The following is a 21553-nucleotide window of genomic DNA, read 5'->3' as shown; positions in this document are numbered from 1 at the left end:
TCAGGCATGCTCCCTTTCTCCTATGCTTGATTAAAAGCGCACCTGCTTTTATAAAATAGGAAATTTTATTTCGATTAATTTCTCTTTATCTTCTTATTTTATCATCTACAATAAGGGTTATAAAGCATAGTTGTGGAGGTATTTACCATGCATGACAAGATGAGTGGAACGTCTTTGCCAAAACCGTCGTTGTTGTCCGCCTTTGCTGGCGCCATTGTGTTGGCACTGGTTCATCAATATCTGTTCTACGGACATGGGCTGGGCGTGTCTATGCCTATTTTTGTTGCTGTATTTTATGCTTATATGTATACCTTTAATCGAGATCGTTTCCAGCCCAGTTCATGGATAAATCTTTTGCTATTTGTGATCATTTTCATGCTGGCATTGACATACGTGCTGTTCAATAACCTAGTCTTTTATGTGCTAAATGCCCTGGCTATACCTGCTCTGATTAGCGTACATATGGTGCTGCTGTTTGGGGAGAACAGGCATGGATGGTCAGAACCGGGTATTATCGGTCAGGCGCTAAGCCATTGGTTTTATCAAAACTTTCGTCATATCGTGACTCCGTTTCGGATGGCCAAAACGGCAGCCTTTCGGAATGTAAAAGATGAGCGTAAACGTGTGTTAGGTAAAGTGACGATCGGTTTGCTTATCGCCTTGCCACTATTGTTCATTATTATATCTTTACTGGCTTCGGCAGATGGGATGTTCAAAAATTTGTTATCCGGCATACCTGAGTGGATCGGTACGCTGTCCTTTGGAAGTGGCATGCTGCGGCTAATCTGGACCTGCTTTTTCACCTTCTGCTTCTTCTGTTACTTGTGGGGATTCGTACAGCCTGCTCCGCGGAAAACGGAGAGAGAGGTTCAGCCATCATCCACAGTACCTTACCACGAGCCAGTCGCGATCAGGTTTGATCCTGTCATTACGGCTACAGTGCTGATTGCTATGAACCTGGTGTATGTTGTGTTCGTTGTGCTGCAGTTTGGATATCTGTTTGGCGCATGGGAAGGTGCTTTGCCAGAAGGAACCTCGTATGCCGAATATGCGAGAAGAGGGTTCGGAGAGCTGGTAATGGTCACAGGTATCAACTTTGTGCTGATGATCAGTGTATTGAAGTGGACTGAATTCGGCTCAGGGATAGCACAAACATTGAACAGCGGCCTGCTGTACCTACTCGTAGGTTGTTCGGGTGTGATGCTGTACTCAGGATATACCCGACTGGTCATGTACGAAGAAGCATACGGATATACGTATACCCGCTATCTGGTACACGCGTTTATGATTTTTCTAGGCTTGCTGCTGCTCATTGCAGCTGTGCGTATTCATGTCCGTCAGCTTCCACTGGCGAAATATTATATTGTACTTGCTCTGATCGCTTATGTCGTCGTGAACTATGTGGGCATGGATGTACGGATAGCTGAAAATAATCTCGAACGGTATCGCACAACATCGGTGATAGACAAGGAATATTTGAGTGAGCTATCAGCGGATGCGATTCCGCTACTGATTGATTTTAGCCGCAAGGAACATGGAACGCTGGATGAGTTTTTACAAGCCCGCTTGACGAGCATGACGAGAGAAGAATCAGATTGGCCAGAATTCAATTGGGCTACGTATCGAGCGCAACGAGAATTGCACGACTATATTTTGAAATGAGAGGTGTTTGGGGATGATTGGAACAGATACGTTACAAGGTATGGCACTAGAGCTACAGGATGAAATGTCACACTACCAGCATCAATTTGGTGTAAGACGGAACGATTTTCTCGTGGAGGCTATGTCCTACGGAATGAGTGAGGAGGAAGCCCGTGCTAGTGCTATCCAGCGTATTGGACCAGTCGTTCCCGTCACCAGTATGCCTACGCTGGCTCTAGGTAAATCCAGACCGCTCAGTCCAATGTTAGCAGCGCGGTACCAATATGCCGGGGATTGGAAGGACATCCATGAGCACTTGCTTCTTCCTGATGAAGTGCTGCGGATCGCAGCTACTGAGCAGTTCCGCAGCTGGATCAGCGATATGCGAAATTACTGGGTGGAATCGGCCCCTTACCGATTCGGTGATGATCGTCTTTCGCTGCTATCGGTTGCAAGCGAGGAAGAAGGTCACTTTTCCATGCTCGTCTGGAAGGAACCGGGTGAAGAGCCGGAGGTATGGACGTATGCCTCCCAGCATGAATACCGATTTAGACATTTGCTCCACTGGTTCAAGTGGCTGAATGGGCGCAGTGAAGAATGAGAGGTTATAGATGATGAAAAAGAATCATAAATGGCTTGTGTTGTTTATCGGCATTGCTTTAATGGTGGGGTTTACAGACTATTTTGCACAGGCTAAGCCTGCGGCTACTCCTGAGCTTATCGTTCCAACCATAATCAGTGATGAAAGCCTTCAGCTAGGTGCTGATTAAACAATAAGGGGTATACATTATAAAAATATAGTTTATTTTCTGTCGTAATACGTTGTTAAAGTAAGCCGAAAATCACCCTAATAGTTGAGAGGGAATTGAAGCCAACATCAATTGAATGTGGAAAGCCATTCAGATGTTCAAGCGACTCCGTCATTTCCTCTACAACTTATAATCAGGGGGAATTTTCAATGGCTAGAAGTGCAAGCACATACGCATCTGTAATCGACGGTTTTAAGGTGGAAACGAACAAAAAGTATTCGCCGGTAGGTGGAACGAAATGCAATATTTTCGCCCAAGATGTCATGTCTGCGATGTCGGCACCCTTGCCGAGTGGCTTAGCCAACCAAATGGCTGATGATTTATTGAATAAAAAGGCACCGGGCTGGTCCTCCGTAACCTTTCAGGATGCTCAAAAAAGAGCAAATCTCGGGTATCCTACGATCGGGATCAAAAAAGCAGATGGGCACGGTCATGTCGTCGTCGTCAGACCGAAGGGTTCATCCATCACGATCTTGAAGGAAGTACAGATTGCTCAGGCGGGGACCAAAAATTACAACAGTAATACTATCAATTATTCTTGGGTGGCAGCTGATCTGCCAGGAGTGAAATTCTACACACACGACTAAGAGGATTTGAGATATTGGCAATCTAAAAGACCCTGGAAGCAGATGGAGTGGATCTGCTTCCAGGGTCTTTTTTTATTTTGAAACAGAATGCTTAGATACAATGAAAGCTTTGCCTGGCTTGATAAAAGCAACTGCATAGCCATTAGAGAAGGAAGAAGATTCAGATCTGTATTCAAGTTTAGTTAGCAATTGGCCTTGGCGATTGATGTAACCGAATTTTCCGTCTGAGACAGATGAGTTTGTTTGTTTACCGACTAAAGCAATGCCTTCCTTGAATGGAGATGCAACATCATATTTTTGTTGATATTTAATGACCAATGCTCCGGTTTTATCAATAAATCCAACCTCGTTTTTTGCATTTTTCACACTGGCCAAGCCTTCACTAAAATTCTGTGCATCCGTAAATTTAAAGGGAATCACGACTTTTCCCTGTTTATTGATGAATCCCCATTTCCCCTTGGCATTTTGGACTGGAGCCAATCCTTCCGAGAAGTCCCCACCGGATTTGTATTGAGGTGGAATGACTTCTTTCCCTGCCGTATTGATATAACCGTACAGACCCTTGCTATTCTGAACAATAGCCAAGCCATTCGAGAAACTACGGCTGTATTTGTATTGATAAGGAATTGTTAGTTGACCGGAAGTATTCACAAAACCAATCTTCCCGGTGTTAGGGGCATAGGCAAGAGCCAGGCCGTCTGTAAATACATATTCCGAATCGCCATTTACTTTAAAATGAGAAAGGATTTTTCCTGTTCGATCTATAATGGCATTTTCCTTAGTGTCCGCTATGGTGACCTTGGCTTTGCCTTCGCTAAACGAATGAGCTTCGGCATATTGGCAAGGAATAACCAGTATTCCTTTGGTATTAATGTATCCATAGAGATTGGTTTTTGTATTTTTAACTACAGCGCGCTGCTCATGGAAATCCTCACCAACAGGCTTGATTTCGGCAGGAAGAGAGAAAGCCTTTGCTCCTTTGGTATTGTAATACACAAGGCTTCCAGCAGATGTTTCGGCGGCCAATAAGCCATCATGAAAAGCACCATCGCTGAGCGGGCGAGCAATGTTGTAGTCCAGTGGACTTTTGGAAACCTCAATGGTTGTTGCACTGGATGCGGCCCAGCCTGTTCCCGTAATGGAGAGGCTAGTCACCAGAATTAATGCAGCTAATCCTAACTTTTTTAACATGCATAAGCTCCTTTGTGAGTTGATTTTTAACTTCGGGCTTTCGAAAATTCTGCCCTCATACGTAAGGTCTTCCATAATATAGACGAAAAGAATGTAGGAATGTTTCTTGATATTCTAAATTTTTCTAATTTCTAGTGTGTGAAAGCTCTAAACCTGTCCTATATCTTTCGGATGCGCAATAGCGAGTTGCCGTTACGCATAAACTCGTACGGGACCTTAATCTCCGTCACTCGTAAGCCTTCCGCTTCCAGCTCAAAAATCAATCGATCTAGCAGATCGTAACGAGTACCCGTTAAGTCGGTCAGTGGAAAAATACGGACTTCCTCCGAGGCCACTCGCAGCAGCTCGTGTATCGTATTTTTATGAAACTCATAGTCGAGTCGATCACTATACATGAACAGAAAATGGGCAGACAGCACGAGATCAAACTGTTCATCCCCAAAGGGAAGCTCCGGAAGCACCGCAGAAACGTAGCGTTCTGGATGCTTCCTCATATCCTGTGTGCAATCCTGGAGTGCTTGACGGCGCTGCTCGCTAAGCTCTTGCACATCTCCATAATAGCTCCAAACATAATTATCTTTTGCACGTTCTAGTGTTTCCATTGCATGCGTAATATCCAGTTGACCTTTTTGTTGTAGATCGTCAACCTTGTGATCGTAGGCAATATCGCTTGCGGTGACATCCAGCGAGGCGTTGCAGCCTAGAGCAGTGAACGAACATGCGCCTGCGGGACAATCCAAAATTTTTTTACCTACAAGTTCAGGAATGCGCAAATTGAACATCTGTACGTACTCTTCAAACGTGCGACCGATGAACACGATCCGGTCCAACTCTTGCTTGGTTTTACTTTGCCTCTTCTCATCTCTACTCATCTCTACTCACCTCAGCTATTCTTTTGGGTACGGAGGGCTCTCAAGGTTGCTCCGTTAAGTTCATGTTAACATTTTTTAGATTCCATAACATATCATCAGGCACACCCTCTCATTGTGAAAATGATTATTATTGAGAGACTAAAGATAATAGATCGCGCTCATGTTCAAGAAAAAATGTCATTTTAAAAAAAGTCTATACATATAAATTAAATGTATAGACAAATCGAAAGTATGGATTTATAATTACGCTGTAAACGTTTTCTAGTACTTAATATCCAATAAGATCTTGAAGGGAAGGAATAATCATGAAGAAAATTTTACTGGCGTGCAGCTCAGGTATGTCTACAAGTTTGCTGGTTACTAAGATGCAGGAATATGCTAAGTCCATTGGAGACGAGGCTGAAATTTGGGCAGTAGGTCAAGATCAGGCGGCAGAAGACATGGCTAAGGCTGACGCAGTATTGATTGGCCCGCAAATGAGTTTTCTTAAAGGACAACTGGAAAAGGAAGCAGCTCCATATGGTATTCATGTGGAAGTGATCGACATGATGGCCTACGGAATGGTTGACGGTAAGAAAGCCTACGAACAGGCCGTGAAGCTGGTGGAACGCAAAAATGGATAAAGTTAATATAGCTGAATTGACGGAAGAGCAAATTAGTTTCCAACTTATTCTTCATAGTGGAAGCGCTCGCAGTAAAGTAATTCAAGCACTGACTGAATACCGAAATGAAAATGTAGAAGGCGCGGACGAACTGCTCAAAGAAGCCAAGCAGGATTTACGTGCTGCACATGATATCCATTTTCAAATGGTTAAGAAGGAAGCGGGAGGTACTCAAACTCCCTTCTCGCTCCTTTTGATGCATGCCGAGGATCATCTGATGTCCACGGTTACCATGAAGGATCTGGTGAAAGAACTGCTGGAGCTGTTCAAATCCAGAAGTTTATAGCTGGACCTGTAAATTTGTGAATTTTGAGACATGAAATGCTTGCAACCCTATTGATGCAAGTCACTTCGCGGGGAGGAATAGGCTTTGTTTGAAAAATTAAGCCGGATACTGATACCTATTGCCGGTAAACTGAACAACAACCGCTATCTTAGTGTACTGCGTGATGCATTCATGCTGTCATTTCCATTAACAGTTTTTGGCTCCATCATCGTCGTTATTATCAATCTGCCGTTTCTAAAAGGGTGGATGGGCGACGGAAATTATGCGACTTTTAGCAGTCTGCTGAACATTGCGCCTAATGCCACACTGAATATCATGACCTTATTTGTCATCGTCGGCATTGGTTATTATCTATCTCGAAGTTACAAGGTCGAGCCCATATTCGGTGGCATGATCGCGCTAGCCAGCTTCTTGATGCTCACCCCTTTTGTACTGACACAAGAAAGCGGTGCCACGATTGCTGGTGTTATTCCGGTGGATCGGATCGGGGCCAAAGGCATGTTCCTTGGTATGATCGTCGCCTTTATCGCGGCTGAGATATACCGGAGGGTGACACAGCGGAATTTTGTCATCAAAATGCCGCCAGGCGTTCCGCCAGCAGTAGCCAAATCGTTTGCCGCTTTGCTTCCGGCATGTATTACATTGGGCGTATTTTTGATCATTAATGTTGTCGTTACACTGACTCTTCATAATAACCTGCATGATCTGATTTATCATGCTGTACAGGCACCTTTGGTGCATTTGGGCAGTGGTATTATACCTACATTAATTGCTATTTTCTTTGTTCAGCTTTTATGGTTCTTTGGGCTTCATGGTCAAATTATTATCAACTCGGTTATGGACCCAATCTGGAATACGCTGGCACTTGAAAACTATGAAGCGTACTCCAAAGGAGCAGAACTGCCGCATATCATCACCAAGCAGTTTGTGGATATTTACACCGTAGGTATCGGTGGTACAGGTATGACACTGGCTGTCGTGCTTACGATTCTGATCTTCCTGAAGAGCAAGCAATTGAAGCAGGTCAGTAAGCTGGCCCTTGGTCCGGGCCTGTTCAATGTCAATGAACCCGTCATTTTCGGTTTGCCGATTGTGATGAATCCGCTTATTTTTGTCCCATGGGTCATTGCTCCAATGATCGTTACGCTGATTACTTACTTTGCCATGACTACGGGGATTGTACCGCCGCCAAACGGGATACAGGTTCCTTGGACGATGCCGTTGTTCTTTAGTGGAATGATGGCTACGGGATCTCTAATGGGAGGCATACTGCAGTTGTTTAATATGGCTGTCGTCTTTGTCATCTGGTTCCCATTCCTGAAAATTATTGATCGGATGAACGTTCGGAAAGAGCAGGAAGAGGAGCTTAACCAAGCAGCTATTGTAGGTAAGGATCAAACTGTTGGAATGTAGTGTGAATGAGCTGCTAGTTTAGCAGACTTGTTCATTGCAAAAGAGAGAGGAGTAGAGCTGTGAATCATACCGAAATGAAAGATATAGAGCAGCAAGCCATTCAATACCGTTTTCCATCCGACTTCTGGTGGGGCTCATCAGCCTCGGCTACCCAGACAGAGGGAACCGTGGAGGGAGACGGCAAAGGACCGAACATTTGGGATTATTGGTTTGAGCAGGAGCCAAACCGTTTTTATGACGGGGTAGGACCTGGCGATACATCCCGATTCTATACTCGTTACAAAGAAGATATTGCACTCATGAAAGAGCTTGGTCATAACTCCTTCCGGTTCTCTATTTCCTGGTCACGCCTGTTTCCGGCAGGAAGAGGGGAATTGAACCAAAAGGCGGTTCAATTCTATAATGCCGTCATTGCAGAGTTGCATCAGGCGGGGATTGAGCCGTTTGTGAATCTGTATCATTTTGATTTGCCGATGGCTTTACAGGAAAAAGGAGGCTGGGTGAACCGGGAGACGGTCGAAGCTTATGTAGATTACGCTAACACTTGCTTTGAGCTATTCGGGGATCGTGTAGCCAAATGGTTTACGCATAACGAGCCGATTGTCCCGGTGGAAGGCGGCTATCTGTACGATTTCCACTATCCAAATGAAGTGGATTTCGGGAAAGCTGTACAGGTGGGATATCATACCCTGTTATCGAGCGCGAGTGCCATTAAGGCATACAGAGAGGGAGGCTATAAGGGCAAAATCGGTATTATTTTGAACCTGACGCCAAGCTATCCGCGTAGTCAGCATCCAGCAGACGTGCGGGCTGCTGAAATATGCGACGCGTTCTTTAACCGTTCCTTTTTAGACCCATCTGTGACGGGAGAATTCAATCCTTTGCTCGTGGAGTTGTTACGCCAAGAGGGTTTTTTACCAAGCATGGAAGACGGAGATCGGGAGATTATACGTCAGGGCACTGTGGACCTGCTGGGGATTAACTATTATCAGCCACGCAGAGTCAAGGCCCGCGAGAGTCTGCCGAATCCAGATGCACCTTTTGTGCCGGAACGATTCTTCGATTATTACGCCATGCCTGGTCGTAAGATGAATGAGATGCGAGGCTGGGAGATTTATGAGAAGGGCATTTACGACATTCTGACCAATGTCAGAGAAAATTATGGCAACATTGAATGCTTCATTTCAGAAAACGGAATGGGCGTTCAAGGTGAAGAAAAATTCAGGGATGAAAACGGCATGATCCATGATGACTATCGCATTGATTTTATCCGTGAGCATCTCAAATGGGTCCAACGGGCCATCTCAGAAGGCTCCAATGTGAAAGGCTATCACTTATGGACATTTATGGACAACTGGTCCTGGACGAACGCTTATAAAAATCGTTATGGCTTCGTATCTGTCGATCTTCAGAACGAAGGCAAAAGATCCGTTAAACAAAGTGGGCACTGGTTCAAGCAGGTGATTGAGAACAACGGATTCTAAGAAGACAGGTGGTCCTCTGGGCCGCCTTTTTTCTTCAATTATTGAAAATGAGTTATGCTGTATACCGCTGGTGAGAAAGTATAATGTTCGGTATACTTATTTATATACCGTAATACCTTAACGTCCCGCCTGCAGAATAAAAAAACAGCGCTACCGATCTTTTTGGTAAAATGCTGACATAAAACAATTTTTAGTACAGGTGGTAGACAAATGAACAAATACGAACAGATTGCACGCGAGGTCAAAGAGCGCATTCTGAATAAGAGCTACAGTATTGATGACCCGATCCCCGACGAGATCTCACTGGCTAAGGAGTTTCGTGTCAGTCGAATGACGATTAAGAGGGCATTGGACACATTAGTGATGGACGGGCTACTGAATCGTAAAAGAGGACACGGAACCTTTATCGTCAAATCGGTTCATAATGGACCTGTTAATGTCGTTGTGAATGAAATGCTGGGGCTAACCAACGTGCTGCGCGGGAAAGAAATTAAAAATAAAATAATCGCCTTTGATGTTCAATTTCCATCCGAAGAGGTGGCGACCCATTTATTTATTGATGCCAATTCTCCCGTATATCATGTGGTCCGTCTGCGTGTGGTGGAGGGCGAGCCCTATGTTATCGAACGCACGTATATGCCCACCAAGCTAATCAGCGGTATTACCGAGGAGGTGCTGTACGGCTCGGTATACAAACATATTAAGGAGGAGTTGGGCCTTAATATTGTGGGTTCGCATCGTACAATCCGAGCATCCAAGTCGACAGAACTGGATCGGGAACACTTGGATTGTGCTGCGGATGACCCAATTTTGGAAATTGAGCAAGTAGGCTATCTAGATACGGGTATACCGTTTGAATACTCATTCTCACGACATCGTTACGATAAATTTGTGTTTACCACAGTGAATCGGATGCGTTGAGCGAATGAGTACGAGACAGGTGGTAAAGCAAACATGGCAGAAGAAGCCTATTAAGTATGGGATTCTCCTGCCATGTTCCTTTTTAATGAAGCAAGTTAATTGCCAAGCAACCTGACTTCATGCACCGTTGGGGTGTACCAGTTGTTTGGATTATTAAATAACACCGCATTTACAAGATTGATGCGCACGTAACGGGCTTGGAAGTTAACTTTGTCGCTGGTAAAGCCATATGCGGTATTGCTTGTGCGGTCAATGGTGGAATAATGAACACCATCCGTACTATATTCGATTTTATACTTATAATATGCTTCAGATCCTTTGTACATAAACCATGAAATATCCACTTCGTTAATCGTCTTGGTGCTGCCCAAATCAACCTGCCACCAAGCAGGCCAGGATGCAGATGTAGCCTTCCATGAGGTTTGGGGATTGCCATCGTTCGCCAGTGAAGCTGGAGAAGCGGATGCGGCAGAGCTGGCAGTTGCTGTTTTGCCTAGCGCGTGATTCACAAGAGATGGCAGGGTGACTTTGCCTGTGGCAGCATCCAGATCCCAACTACTGTACCAATTGAGGGTTGCTGTTTTATTAGCATCATTCAAGGTCAGTGGCAACCAAATAAATTTGTGGTCGCTCAGATTGAGCGGGTTCCAGCGGTCACCCATATAGATGTAGCTAATTCCTGCGCTGCCTGTAATCGTGGCAATGGAGTGGATTTGCGATCCATAAGCCGCTGGATCACCGAAGGGCGACAAAGCAGACCAGCTCCCAGTCATAGAGCTGGCGGTTGCATAGGCGCCCTGATTGGGATACCAGCCGGATGCTTGCGAGGTGAACAGGTAGTAGGTGTCGTTCTTTTTCACAACAGCAGGCGCTTCACGATAACCATTCTCAAAAATCCAGCCAACGAACGACTGCACGCCCGTATAGTCGGCTGTCAGCTTGAAGATCGCCATCGTATCGTTGGCGCCGCCATTTTTACGGGAAGCTGTAATGAGGTAGCCGCTACCGTCGGTATCTGTGAACACTGTCATATCACGGGACTCGTAATTGAGTGGACGGAAGCTGCCTTGGTAGATAAAATTCCCGTCGGGTGTATCGCTGGTAGCGACAGCTACGCGACCGAGTGAGTAATCCGTGCCATTTTCATAGTGTGCCCATAATACATATTTACCGGTGGATTTGTTGTAGATGACTTTGGGACGCTCGATCTTGCTTGAATTCAGCTCAGGGGCGGAATTTTTGGTGAGAATGCTGTTGCGGAAGGACCAATTTTTTAAATCGGTCGAGGTATATACGTTCACTTTTTCAAATTTCCAATTTTCGGCATGCTCGCCATACCAATAATAAGTGGCGCCTACTTTCAGGATATTGCCGCTATTCGCCTGAATCGGGTTGCCTGCGGTATCTTTCCAATCCGTTCCGTTCGTAATGGCTGTGCTTGCTGTTGTGCTCAAGGACAGTTCAGCAGGGGGTGCGCCCAAACCACCATCCAGTGCCTGGTTCGTCTCTGCCCCGTAGGTTGCTTGGGTCACATCTGTCGAACTGGCCTGTGCAGCATTAGGTTGAAGCCCTGTACTTACGAATACGAGTATTAGGCAAACCCATATGCCTAGCCATTTGCTATACATCCACTTCACGATATCATCTGCCTCCCATATAAATAGGATGGACCCGAACAGCTTGTCCGGTACCTCATCTACGATTCTATCTTAATTGGAAACGTTTACAAGTGGAATAAATTGAAGTTTTTCAAATCAGAAATTGGATTCGATACTGAATGAAAAAGAGGATGGGGTCAGCTGAGTTTAAAAGGAGCATCCCTTCTTTTCTTACTTGTAAATGTGCTATTATCTATACTTAAAATGTATATGATTGTGCGTTTTGTCACTGACATGTTCACATTATTTCAAATTTAAAGTGACTGGAATCACATAAAGGGTTACTTTATGTGGGTATACTTGCTTTTATTGAGGGTTAACAAAAGGGAGCTATGTTGTAACACTTTTTGTTCATCATTATTTTGGAGAGAAGAGGGATACAACAATGCTAAGTGAGCAAACCATTGCAACGATCAAATCGACCGTACCTGTTTTGGAGGTACATGGAACTACAATTACCAAGCGGTTTTACCAGTTAATGTTTGAGGCTCATCCTGAGCTTCTCAATATATTCAATCACGCCAATCAAAAGCAAGGACGTCAACAGGGTGCGCTGGCCAATGCTGTATATGCGGCTGCACAGCACATTGACCGTCTGGAGGAAATCCTTCCAGTGGTTCGTCAGATTGCACATAAACATCGCAGTTTGGGAATTAAGCCAGAGCATTATCCGATCGTCGGAAAATATCTGCTCGCCGCGATCAAGGATGTGCTGGGGGATGCGGCAACAGATGAGATCATCAACGCATGGGCCGAGGCCTATGGTGTGATCGCGAGTGTGTTTATAGATGTGGAAGCTGAAATGTACAAGAATGCTGAACAGCAGCAGGGAGGTTGGTCAGACTTTAAGAACTTTGTTGTACAGAAAAAGGTTAAGGAAAGCAACCAAATTACGTCCTTTTACCTGGTTCCGCAAGATGGACAGGTGCTGCCTGCATTCGAGCCTGGGCAATATATCAGCTTGAAGATGGAGATTCCGGGTGAACATAATACCCATATCCGTCAATATAGCCTTTCTAGTGCACCAGGAAAACCTTACTATCGGATATCGGTAAAACGAGAAGATGCTGTAGGGTCTCGTCCAGCGGGCAAAGTATCTGTGTATCTGCATAAGCACGTGCAGGAGGACGATGTAATACTAGTATCTGCACCGGCGGGTGATTTTACGCTGGATCGGACAGATCGCAGACCTGTTGTATTGATCAGCGGTGGAGTTGGGCTTACCCCGATGGTCAGCATGCTGGCTTCCCTGGTAGAGACTGCTCCGGATCGGCCCGTCACTTTTGTCCACGCAGCAGTCAGCGGAGATAACCATGCTCTGCGTAATGAGGTTGAGGAGCTAGTCGCTACACATGCACAGGCCGCAGTTCGGTGGTGCTACAGCAGACCAACGGAGCAGGATCGACTAGCTCAGGCCTTTCATAAGGAAGGACATCTGGATCTGGCCTGGCTGCAATCCGTGATACCGGAACGTAACGCTCAGTATTACTTCTGCGGTCCTCAGGGATTCATGCAGTCCGTATACGGGCTGTTGAAGGAGTGGAATATCCCTGCATCGGATATCCACTATGAGTTTTTTGGCCCTGCAACCGCGTGGGAAGCAGACGCACAATAAAATATTTAAAAAGACGAAGGATAGCTATCCTTCGTCTTTCTTTTTGCAATGATTACAATGGGAAATCCTATTCATTGGGCACTACCCACTGGTTACTAATTCTTCTTAGTATGCTCATGTTTTCATAAAGTAGATGGACACAAAAATTCTATATGCTGCGGCATATACCGACGTAAAGCCTCCGGAATTCTGATCGAGCCGTCTTCCTGCTGATGATGCTCCAGCAACGGGATCAAAATGCGGGGCGAAGCGACCGCTGTATTGTTTAGCGTATAACAATATTGTAGTTTGCCATCCGCATTACGATACCGGATGTTGGAACGACGCGCCTGAAAATCAAGCAGCTGAGACGATGAGTGTGTTTCGCCGTAAGCCTGTCGACTAGGCATCCAGGTCTCAATGTCCACCTGCTTGTAGGTTTTTTGCGACATATCGCCTGTACAGACAGCCATCTTGCGGTAAGGCAGCTCCAGCAGTTGAAGCAGATCTTCCGCATTACGCGTAATCTCTTGAAACATCTGCTCTGAAGCGTCCAGGCTTGCTTCGCAGATGATGACCTGCTCCACCTTGGCAAACTGGTGTACACGATACAGTCCGTGTACGTCCCTTCCGGCCGAGCCGACCTCGTTGCGGAAGCATACGGATACGGCTGCGAGCCGAATCGGGTCCGTAACGTCCACAATCTCGCCGCTGTAATACGAGACCAGCGGAACTTCCGAGGTGCCTACAAGCCATTGATCCTCTCCTGCGATGCGGTATGTCTGATCCAGCCCGAGCGGGAAAAAGCCCGTGCTGCGCATGGCCTCCGAGCGTACCATTAATGGAACGTCCAACAGCTGAAATCCTCGTTCGCTTAGCAGATCAACAGCAAGCTGCTGCACGGCCCGGTGCAAAGCGACCCCAGCTCCCGTCAGATAGTAGTTACGGGTACCGGCTGTTTTGACACCGCGAGGCACGTCGATCAGGTTGTGAAGCTGACCGAGCGTCATATGATCCTTGGGCTCAAATCCGAAGTCGGGTATCGTCCCGACCCGTTCCAGTTCTACATTATCTTGATCTGATTGGCCTCGCGGCGTATCTGGCGATACGATATTAGGAATCAGAAGCAAGAGCTGTTGAAACTGTTGCTCTACTTCCTGTTGCGGTGCCTCAAGAAGATCTAGCCGTCCGTTAATTTCCTTGACCTGACGCTTGGCCTCAACCGCCTGTTCATTTTTCCCGGTCTGAATTAGCGCCCCAATATCCTGACTACACTGATTGCGCGTCTGACGAAGCTGTTCCACTTCCTGAAGCAGCTGTTTTCTCCGATCATCCAGGGTCAACAGTTCTGCGACCGATACCTGTATTCCTTTGTCGTCCGCTGCTCTCTGAACCTGTTCTTGGTGCTCTCTAATCCATTTGATATCTAACATGACACCGCACTCCCTTTCGGATAAAAATACAAAAAGCGCCCTCATCCACATGGGACGAGGAGCGCTTTGATCTCGCGGTGCCACCCAAATTGACCGGACAGCATGACAGATGTCATGGCTCTCCAATCCACTTTGCTCCGCTTTAACGGGCGGGTCCGGTTTACTTAGGAACATATCGCCATATCGTACACTAACGTATAATCCTTGGCGTAAACGCCTCCGAGTTGGATGCTCTTCATAGGCATAATGTCGTTTGCTTTTTTGTTAGTATACGGATTTTTGGCAAGTTAATCAAGAGCGTAAGTCTGTACACTGGATTACTTCCGCTTTTCAACACGATCCTTTTCAATAAAAATAAATACACAGTGTAAATAATGCGGGTTTCATGTTTGCGAAGGGAAAGGTAGGCTTTATTTCTTATGTATTTCCATTCTACTTCATCTGCGATGATAAAACTGGAAGAATATATAAGTATTAGCCCTAATTCAGCATCCAAAATGGGCTATAGTCTCTATAATGCTTTTTTAATTTCATGTAAAATGTAATGATTACCACAACGAACAGCGATGGAGGAGAACATGGAGGATTTTAAAGATCGTTTACATACGATCCGCCAAGAACAGAACAAGCTGCTCAAGGAGTATCAAACATTAATTGCAGACTATGAAGCTTCAGATATCATTCTGGAGAATGAGGTGCTGCGAAAAAAGTTCGAGGATTATCAGGCTCGCTGCGTTCAGCTGGAAGAGCGGGTACGACATATTGAGCAGGAAAATAGTAAGCTGCGCACTGCGCTGACGGAGCAAATGCTGAGCGAAAAGGCGAATATGATTCGCATTTCGCGGGAAAAGCTGGAGACCTATTTTGCTTCCAGAACGACAGAAGGGGAAAATCGGCTGACATCCATTGAATATGGGGCTAAAAACCGGGTGGACCAGCTTATTCAGCAAACCACTCATGAGCTTAAAGAAGATCAGGACGAGATTGTCGCTAGACTGCGACTATTTTCGGAGGAGATTCGTGACCGGATCATGGAGCAGCGCAGGCGGTTTCAGGAAGCAGAGCGCAATTTGCTCCATCAAACGGCAAACGATTTTCAGCAGCTCGAAGAAGAAGAGATTAGCGAAGAAACAATGCAGAAGCGTATGAAGCAGAACCAGTTTGAAATGATGCTGGGATTGAACTGGATCAACAAGCTGGGGATTTTGCTCATTATCTTGGGTGTGGGAGCTGCCTTTAAATACTCATACTCGAACTGGTTTACCGGAAATATGAAGGGCGTTGCCTTCTTTTTACTAGGAGCGCTGATGCTGGGCGGCGGCGAGTGGTTGTATCGCAAGCAGAAACAGACCTTTGCGCTCGGGATTTTGGGCGGTGGTATTTCTGTACTATACGGGTCCATTTTTTATAGCTACTTTTTGTTAGAGATCATAGGAATTTATACAGGCATAGGCTTGTCCGTTCTCGTTACGGTCACTGCTGTGCTGTTGTCATTAAGATATGAATCTCGCACAATATGTTCTTTTGGTTTAGTAGGGGGCTATCTCCCGTTATTCTCTTATATGGCAGCAAACGGGCTGGAAGGAAACGCCGTGTACATCTCGATGGGCTATCTATTCCTGCTGAACTTGCTGATCCTGCTCGTATCCTTCCGCAAACGGTGGGTCATCGTGCAATATATCAGCTTTCTGCTTAATACCCCATTAATGGTTGTACTCGCGTGGTTATCAGACAGCACCATAGCCAGCATGCTATATGCAATCATTACATTTGCAATGTATCTTGGGATGACACTGTGGGTGCCGTTCCGATTCAAAACAAAACTATCCTGGCTGGATTTCTCCCTATTGGCTTTAAATACAGTCGTGAGCTGTTCCGTTCTGTATTCTCTATTCGGCGATGCAGGTCTGGATGATTACAAAGGCTTGCTGGCACTCGTATTTTGCTTGGTGTATGGGGGGTTGGGTCAATGGGTTCGTCGATATATTCCAGAGGAGAAACAAACCAAAGTACTGTTTTATGCGACATCATTGACCTTTGCCATTCTCATGATTCCATTCCAGTTTGGAGTCAGATGGTTGTCCATGGGCTGGTTAATCGAGGCAGTACTTCTCACACTATATGGACATCGTTATCGCTTAAAAGAATTGGAACGTGCAGGCTGGGGCATTCTAGCACTGTGTCTGGGCGCATTCTTTTTCATCGATTTCCCTATATATCTCTTATCAGGCTTTGAGACGGATTATTTTGGGCTTAAATATACGCTTATTACATTGGGAATGTTAATCGTTACTGTCTTCTATGCGATTGAATTTAGCCGTCCGAATGCTTTCAAAAACAATCGGTTGTACGAAATGCATATCATGCAAGGTTTTAAGTATGCAGCTTTGGTGAATGTGTACTTTTACCTTTTGTATGAAGCTGGGCATTGGTATAACATCGTCGTATCTGATGAGTTTGCACATTACACCTTGTATAAGGTATTGTTGTTCACCTGCGTATCGCTGGTATTGGCTTATTTCCTGCCTAAAGTGAAGCTACTCTACGATCGGGTGATTAAATACTATAGTCTGGCGTTGTATGTGATAGGCTACGTGCTGGCACTGGTGGTTACCGTAACGATTCCTACCTTGCATGAGGACTATGCGCAAAATACGGCTGCGGATTATGTAGCATTGGTTGTACTAACAGCCTTTAATGTACTGGTGTTCTTCAGCAGCAGGGATTTCCTAAACGCGCTGACGACCCGACATTATAGAAGTAATGAGCTGTATCCGGTCATTATGGGTGTATATTTGCTGGGGATCATTACTGCCTTTCTCGGGGTTCAGTTCCATCTGGGAGACGCGGGTCTTGCGTTCAGTCTGGTGTATCTGCTGCTGGCTATTTTGTATATTGTATACGGCTTCCTCAAACGAGTGGTCTACATCCGCCGGTTTGGGTTGGGCTTAACCCTGCTATCGACAGGTAAGCTGCTTTTGTACGATCTACACCTGTTAACGTCGGGAAGCACGATTGTAGCCTATTTCTCCTTTGGAGTTGTATTACTAGCCATTTCGTATATTTATCAAAAAGTATCCAATCGTATGGGAGAGACCATTACAAAGAAGGATACGGAAGAAAAAATGTAGTTTTTTGTAGTATTGTGTAGATACCAAGCATTATGAAAATAAATCCGGAAATAGTGAAAAATTATGCATGACCTTGCATCCTACTTACGCTATAATGAGAAAAAATTATTTATGTACGCATGCTCAAGTTTATGCGTAAGTAGAGAGAATGAGGGGGATACAATGAATTTGGGCAAGGGGCAGAATAACCTGTCTGATAAAAATGAACGCTTCTCGTCGGCTGGATTCATACTGGCAGCGATCGGGAGCGCGGCAGGGTTAGGTAACATCTGGAAGTTCCCTTATATTACCGGACAATATGGCGGAGCTGCGTTTTTCTTGTTGTTTATTGTCTGCCTGTTGCTTGTTGGTTTGCCTGTACTTTTAGCAGAGCTTGCGCTTGGACGTGCAGGTCGAGGAAGTGCTGCCTCTGCAATGGTGAAAGTAGGCGGACATCCAATTTGGGGCAAGATGAGCATTATGTTTGTTATCGTGCCGTTTGTTATTTTGTCGTTTTATGCCATTGTAGGGGGATGGACACTGCATTATGCTGTAGAAGCATTTAGTGGAAGTCTGTTTTCAAATAATGATTTTGCTGGACAGTTCGCTTCTTTTTCCTCCGGCTATGCGCCGTTGGTATGGTTGTTAATTGTTTTTGCATTTACAGCAGTCGTGGTTACCCTTGGGGTATCGAACGGAATTGAGAAGTTCAATAAAATTCTGATTCCTGCTAAAGTTATCCTGTTGCTCGTGTTGATGATTAACGCTCTCATGCTTCCAGGTTCTGGTGCGGGTGTATCCTTCTTTTTGAACCCCGACTTTTCTAAGCTGAGTATTGAGTCTGCATTGGTTGCTTTGGGACATGCTTTCTTCTCCCTCTCACTGGGGATGGGGATTATGGTCACATATGGTGCTTATGTGGATCGTCGACAATCGCTGGGTGGAGCTATGCTGGCAGTTGGTGGCGGGGATTTAATCTATGCGTTTATCGCAGGTATGATCATTTTCCCTACAACCTTCTCCTTTGGTATTAACCCTGCCCAAGGGCCGTCTTTGGTCTTTATTGCTTTACCGGCTGCGTTTTCTGCCATGCCTTTCGGAGCTTTCTTCGGTGGTCTGTTCTTCGTATTGCTGGCAGTTGCAGCATTAGGCTCTATGGTATCCCTGCTGGAGGTACCTGTAGCTTATGTTATGGAACGGTTCCGTTGGAGCCGGATTCGCTCGGTTCTTATCGTGTCGATCCTGTGTCTGTTGCTGGGCGTTCCTTCTGCGTTGTCCATGGGGTTGGTTCCAGAGTTAAAGGTGGGCGATAAATCCTTCTTTGACTTTGTTGACTTCACAGCCTCCAACATCTTCTTGCCGCTCGGTGGCTTGCTGATTGTTATATTCACAGGGTACTATTGGAAAACGGCTGGCGAACATGCCAATCTCAAACCTCTCTGGTTCCGTGTATGGTTGTTCGGTCTTCGGTATGTTGCACCAATCCTGATGTTGTTGGTCTTCCTTCATACTTCAGGGATCATCAAATTTTAATAGATACGAACTTGAAAAGAGGTATTTTCTTCCTAAGGGAAGAGATACCTTTTTTTGTATATCTATCAGTGGTTACCTAAGTGTGGAAAGGAATGATATAATAAAAACATTGTCATTAATTTTAACTTCAATGAAATCATTGCGATTATGAAGTTTTATATAATGAATGAAAAGGCTATAGGGCATCGACAGACGATGTGCAGGAGAGGGAAAGGGCAGAAGAGCATTGAAACAGACAGGAAGCTGGAATTTGCAAGAAGGACGGCGGCTGAAATGAAGTCTAATCGGTTGTCGCCACAACGTCGTTATATGCCAGGTTTGGATGGGTTAAGAGCACTGGCGGTCATCGCAGTCATTGTGTATCATTTGAATCCGGATTGGTTGCCGGGTGGGTTGCTGGGTGTAGGCATATTTTTTACTTTGTCAGGGTATCTGATTACAGATATTTTGGTCAGTCAGTGGGATACATATCATAGTTTTAAAATGAAAGATTTCTGGGTGCGTCGTGCCAGAAGGTTGTTGCCTGCCATGCTGACAGTTGTGGCTGTCATTGTCCTGTGCTCGTTGCTTTTCGATCCATCACGGCTTACGGCCTTGCGCGGAGATGTACCTGCCGCATTGATGTATATGAGCAATTGGTGGTTTATTTTCCATCAGGTTTCGTATTTTGAAAGTTTCGGACCTCCTTCTCCACTTGGACATCTGTGGTCGCTGGCAGTGGAGGAGCAGTTTTATATCCTGTGGCCATTACTGCTGGCGCTTGGGCTGAAGTACATGCCCAAGCGTATTGTACTGGCCGGATGGGTGACTTGTCTGGCGTTAATCTCGGCGCTCCTGATGGCCGTGATTTACGTACCGGGAAGTGATCCGAGCCGGGTATATTATGGCACCGATACACGCGGCTTCGCTCTGCTGATTGGTGCGGCGCTGGCCTTGGTATGGCCAAGCGGCAAGTTAAAAGAGCATGCTTCTGCCAAGGCGCGCTTGCTTCTCGATGGCGTCGGTGCAGTTAGCCTGCTGCTGCTTTGCCACTGGGCGTGGGCCTCGAATGAATACGACCCGTCTATGTACCGCGGCGGCTTGCTGGGGATTGCAGTGGTCACTGCTATTGTGATCGCAGCATTGGCACACCCGGTGAGCCATCTCGGTCGTCTGCTTGGACGCAAGCCGCTGCGCTGGATCGGGGCCCGTTCCTACGGACTGTATCTATGGCATGTTCCGGTTATCACGCTAACGACACCTCAGGTGGATACCGATGGTGTGCATGTGATGCGTATCTTTTTACAATTGCTAGCTACCGTACTGCTGGCGTCTCTTTCGTTTAAATATATAGAGGAACCGATTCGGCATGAAGGATTCCGGCACTGGCTGGCAGGAATTCGCTCAGCGGTTCGTCGACAAGCGCGGTGGAGATGGCTGCCTACAACGGCAACAGCAATGCTTTGTATAGGCATTGGTATAGGTACCGTTCACCTGTACGCGGCATCTCCTGATGCAACATTGCAGGCAGCAGCCAGTGATGAGAAGCCAATTGCCAAGGCAAAGGCGATGCCGCCGCTTCACGGAACGGTGTCCGTTGCTTCCAAAGAGCCTATAGCCACTAAGCCTCAAGGAGCCAAGGATAATAAGCCTCCGTCCCAAGCCGAGACGCCTAAAAACACGGCAGTCAAGGCGGGTAGTACGGATACTGCTACGACACAGTCTGGGGAGTCTTCGACTGAGTCCAAACAAGCTAAGCCTGTAACAGGGGATGGCTCAAGCGTGACCGCCATTGGAGACTCTGTCATGCTCGATGTACAGTCGTACATTCAGGAATACTTCCCGGGGGCTGTTGTGGATGGACGGATCGGCCGTCAAATGACGGAAGCGCCTGCTGTACTGGAGCAATTGAGACAGAACAGACAACTGGGCAAGACGGTGATTATCGAACTGGGCACGAACGGTGCTTTTACCAAGGACCAGTTATCTGATCTGCTCGCCAGCCTGAAGGATGCAAAGCGTATTATACTTGTGAATACCCGTGTACCTAGGCCCTGGGAGAGCATTGTAAACAAGCATCTTGCCGAGGCTGCATCCCAAGATCCGCGAATTACAATGATTGACTGGTATGCAGCAAGTTCCGGTAAAGACTCATATTTTGAGCATGATGGAGTACATTTAAAACCTAAGGGTGCTAAAGCCTATGCATCTTTGCTGGCTCAAGCCCTAACGAAGCAATCTTGATAAAACCGAAATGATATTTATAAATTATGCAAATGCAAGATAAGAAACCACCGGGAGTAGGTTGTTCATCCCCTGGTTGAAGTGCATCCTTAAACTTTCATCGGCTAAACTTCAGAGTTTTCCAATGCTCGTTCTA

Annotated in this window: 17 protein-coding genes; 13 read left to right on the top strand and 4 right to left on the bottom strand. The window is 45.9% G+C overall.

What is annotated here, in order from left to right:
- Positions 1 to 147 precede the first annotated feature (147 nt).
- The 4 genes from ACQQ6X_RS14875 to ACQQ6X_RS14860 all read left to right on the top strand — a co-directional run bounded on the left by ACQQ6X_RS14875 (position 148) and on the right by ACQQ6X_RS14860 (position 3037).
- Positions 148 to 1662: a DUF4153 domain-containing protein gene (locus ACQQ6X_RS14875; protein WP_305165963.1), complete on the top strand. Its 1515-nt coding sequence runs from the start codon at positions 148 to 150 to the stop codon at positions 1660 to 1662.
- Positions 1663 to 1675: 13 nt separating this feature from the next.
- Positions 1676 to 2242, top strand: coding sequence for a hypothetical protein (locus ACQQ6X_RS14870; RefSeq protein ID WP_305165962.1), 567 nt, complete (start codon positions 1676 to 1678; stop codon positions 2240 to 2242).
- Between the two features lie 10 nt (positions 2243 to 2252).
- Positions 2253 to 2411 carry a hypothetical protein gene (locus ACQQ6X_RS14865; RefSeq protein WP_305165961.1) on the top strand — a complete coding sequence of 53 codons (159 nt, stop codon included), beginning with the start codon at positions 2253 to 2255 and terminating at the stop codon, positions 2409 to 2411.
- Positions 2412 to 2599: 188 nt separating this feature from the next.
- Entirely contained in the window at positions 2600 to 3037 is a 438-nt protein-coding gene (locus ACQQ6X_RS14860) for a hypothetical protein (RefSeq protein ID WP_305165960.1), read from the top strand.
- 72 nt (positions 3038 to 3109) lie between these two features.
- Here the strand turns inward: ACQQ6X_RS14860 and ACQQ6X_RS14855 are convergent, their stop codons facing one another.
- Together ACQQ6X_RS14855 and ACQQ6X_RS14850 are read right to left on the bottom strand one after the other, a co-directional pair.
- Positions 3110 to 4228, bottom strand: a complete 1119-nt coding sequence (locus tag ACQQ6X_RS14855; protein ID WP_305165959.1) for a WG repeat-containing protein — start codon at positions 4226 to 4228, stop codon at positions 3110 to 3112.
- 158 nt (positions 4229 to 4386) lie between these two features.
- Positions 4387 to 5100, bottom strand: coding sequence for an SAM-dependent methyltransferase (locus ACQQ6X_RS14850; protein ID WP_305165958.1), 714 nt, complete (start codon positions 5098 to 5100; stop codon positions 4387 to 4389).
- A gap of 305 nt (positions 5101 to 5405) precedes the next feature.
- Between ACQQ6X_RS14850 and ACQQ6X_RS14845 the strand changes: the two genes are divergently transcribed.
- The 5 genes from ACQQ6X_RS14845 to ACQQ6X_RS14825 all read left to right on the top strand — a co-directional run bounded on the left by ACQQ6X_RS14845 (position 5406) and on the right by ACQQ6X_RS14825 (position 9866).
- On the top strand, positions 5406 to 5723 hold the full coding sequence (locus tag ACQQ6X_RS14845) for a PTS sugar transporter subunit IIB (RefSeq protein ID WP_029518773.1): 318 nt from the start codon (positions 5406 to 5408) through the stop codon (positions 5721 to 5723).
- Positions 5716 to 6048 carry a PTS lactose/cellobiose transporter subunit IIA gene (locus tag ACQQ6X_RS14840; RefSeq protein WP_058830993.1) on the top strand — a complete coding sequence of 111 codons (333 nt, stop codon included), beginning with the start codon at positions 5716 to 5718 and terminating at the stop codon, positions 6046 to 6048. Before ACQQ6X_RS14845 ends, ACQQ6X_RS14840 begins: the two co-directional genes overlap by 8 nt.
- 84 nt (positions 6049 to 6132) lie before the next feature.
- A complete protein-coding gene (gene celB / locus ACQQ6X_RS14835; RefSeq protein ID WP_305165957.1) occupies positions 6133 to 7461 on the top strand; it encodes a PTS cellobiose transporter subunit IIC in 1329 nt (442 codons plus the stop codon).
- Between the two features lie 74 nt (positions 7462 to 7535).
- Positions 7536 to 8945 carry a glycoside hydrolase family 1 protein gene (locus ACQQ6X_RS14830; protein ID WP_305166135.1) on the top strand — a complete coding sequence of 470 codons (1410 nt, stop codon included), beginning with the start codon at positions 7536 to 7538 and terminating at the stop codon, positions 8943 to 8945.
- 210 nt (positions 8946 to 9155) lie between these two features.
- Positions 9156 to 9866 (top strand): GntR family transcriptional regulator, encoded by a 711-nt coding sequence (locus ACQQ6X_RS14825; RefSeq protein WP_305165956.1) that lies wholly within the window; start codon positions 9156 to 9158, stop codon positions 9864 to 9866.
- 95 nt (positions 9867 to 9961) lie between these two features.
- Here ACQQ6X_RS14825 and ACQQ6X_RS14820 read toward each other — a convergent pair whose 3' ends face one another.
- Positions 9962 to 11503, bottom strand: a complete 1542-nt coding sequence (locus ACQQ6X_RS14820; protein WP_305165955.1) for a family 43 glycosylhydrolase — start codon at positions 11501 to 11503, stop codon at positions 9962 to 9964.
- Positions 11504 to 11909: 406 nt separating this feature from the next.
- Here ACQQ6X_RS14820 and hmpA point away from each other — a divergent pair, with 406 nt between their 5' ends.
- Positions 11910 to 13139, top strand: coding sequence for an NO-inducible flavohemoprotein (gene hmpA / locus ACQQ6X_RS14815; RefSeq protein WP_305165954.1), 1230 nt, complete (start codon positions 11910 to 11912; stop codon positions 13137 to 13139).
- 122 nt (positions 13140 to 13261) lie between these two features.
- On the opposite strand, the gene serS is transcribed toward hmpA, so the two are convergent.
- Complete coding sequence (gene serS, locus ACQQ6X_RS14810; RefSeq protein WP_305165953.1) at positions 13262 to 14551, bottom strand: serine--tRNA ligase; 1290 nt, start codon at positions 14549 to 14551, stop codon at positions 13262 to 13264.
- A 578-nt stretch (positions 14552 to 15129) separates the two neighbouring features.
- Between serS and ACQQ6X_RS14805 the strand changes: the two genes are divergently transcribed.
- The 3 genes from ACQQ6X_RS14805 to ACQQ6X_RS14795 all read left to right on the top strand — a co-directional run bounded on the left by ACQQ6X_RS14805 (position 15130) and on the right by ACQQ6X_RS14795 (position 21417).
- Positions 15130 to 17682, top strand: coding sequence for a DUF2339 domain-containing protein (locus ACQQ6X_RS14805; RefSeq protein ID WP_305165952.1), 2553 nt, complete (start codon positions 15130 to 15132; stop codon positions 17680 to 17682).
- Positions 17683 to 17844: 162 nt separating this feature from the next.
- A complete protein-coding gene (locus ACQQ6X_RS14800; protein ID WP_149034750.1) occupies positions 17845 to 19194 on the top strand; it encodes a sodium-dependent transporter in 1350 nt (449 codons plus the stop codon).
- 273 nt (positions 19195 to 19467) lie between these two features.
- Entirely contained in the window at positions 19468 to 21417 is a 1950-nt protein-coding gene (locus ACQQ6X_RS14795) for an acyltransferase family protein (protein ID WP_305166134.1), read from the top strand.
- Positions 21418 to 21553: the final 136 nt, after the last annotated feature.

The sequence above is a fragment of the Paenibacillus ottowii genome (genome assembly GCF_050516475.1).
Lineage (GTDB): Bacteria > Bacillota > Bacilli > Paenibacillales > Paenibacillaceae > Paenibacillus > Paenibacillus ottowii.
This window is presented reverse-complemented; position numbering and strand designations above follow the sequence as displayed.

Bases quoted from the DNA above. Each gene is read 5' to 3' on its own strand.
- ACQQ6X_RS14875 (WP_305165963.1), top strand. From the start codon at position 148: ATGCATGACAAGATGAGTGGAACGTCTTTGCCAAAACCGTCGTTGTTG.
- ACQQ6X_RS14870 (WP_305165962.1), top strand. From the start codon at position 1,676: ATGATTGGAACAGATACGTTACAAGGTATGGCACTAGAGCTACAGGAT.
- ACQQ6X_RS14865 (WP_305165961.1), top strand. From the start codon at position 2,253: ATGATGAAAAAGAATCATAAATGGCTTGTGTTGTTTATCGGCATTGCT.
- ACQQ6X_RS14860 (WP_305165960.1), top strand. From the start codon at position 2,600: ATGGCTAGAAGTGCAAGCACATACGCATCTGTAATCGACGGTTTTAAG.
- ACQQ6X_RS14855 (WP_305165959.1), bottom strand. From the start codon at position 4,228: ATGTTAAAAAAGTTAGGATTAGCTGCATTAATTCTGGTGACTAGCCTC.
- ACQQ6X_RS14850 (WP_305165958.1), bottom strand. From the start codon at position 5,100: ATGAGTAGAGATGAGAAGAGGCAAAGTAAAACCAAGCAAGAGTTGGAC.
- ACQQ6X_RS14845 (WP_029518773.1), top strand. From the start codon at position 5,406: ATGAAGAAAATTTTACTGGCGTGCAGCTCAGGTATGTCTACAAGTTTG.
- ACQQ6X_RS14840 (WP_058830993.1), top strand. From the start codon at position 5,716: ATGGATAAAGTTAATATAGCTGAATTGACGGAAGAGCAAATTAGTTTC.
- ACQQ6X_RS14830 (WP_305166135.1), top strand. From the start codon at position 7,536: ATGAAAGATATAGAGCAGCAAGCCATTCAATACCGTTTTCCATCCGAC.
- ACQQ6X_RS14825 (WP_305165956.1), top strand. From the start codon at position 9,156: ATGAACAAATACGAACAGATTGCACGCGAGGTCAAAGAGCGCATTCTG.
- hmpA (WP_305165954.1), top strand. From the start codon at position 11,910: ATGCTAAGTGAGCAAACCATTGCAACGATCAAATCGACCGTACCTGTT.
- serS (WP_305165953.1), bottom strand. From the start codon at position 14,551: ATGTTAGATATCAAATGGATTAGAGAGCACCAAGAACAGGTTCAGAGA.
- ACQQ6X_RS14805 (WP_305165952.1), top strand. From the start codon at position 15,130: ATGGAGGATTTTAAAGATCGTTTACATACGATCCGCCAAGAACAGAAC.
- ACQQ6X_RS14800 (WP_149034750.1), top strand. From the start codon at position 17,845: ATGAATTTGGGCAAGGGGCAGAATAACCTGTCTGATAAAAATGAACGC.
- ACQQ6X_RS14795 (WP_305166134.1), top strand. From the start codon at position 19,468: ATGAAGTCTAATCGGTTGTCGCCACAACGTCGTTATATGCCAGGTTTG.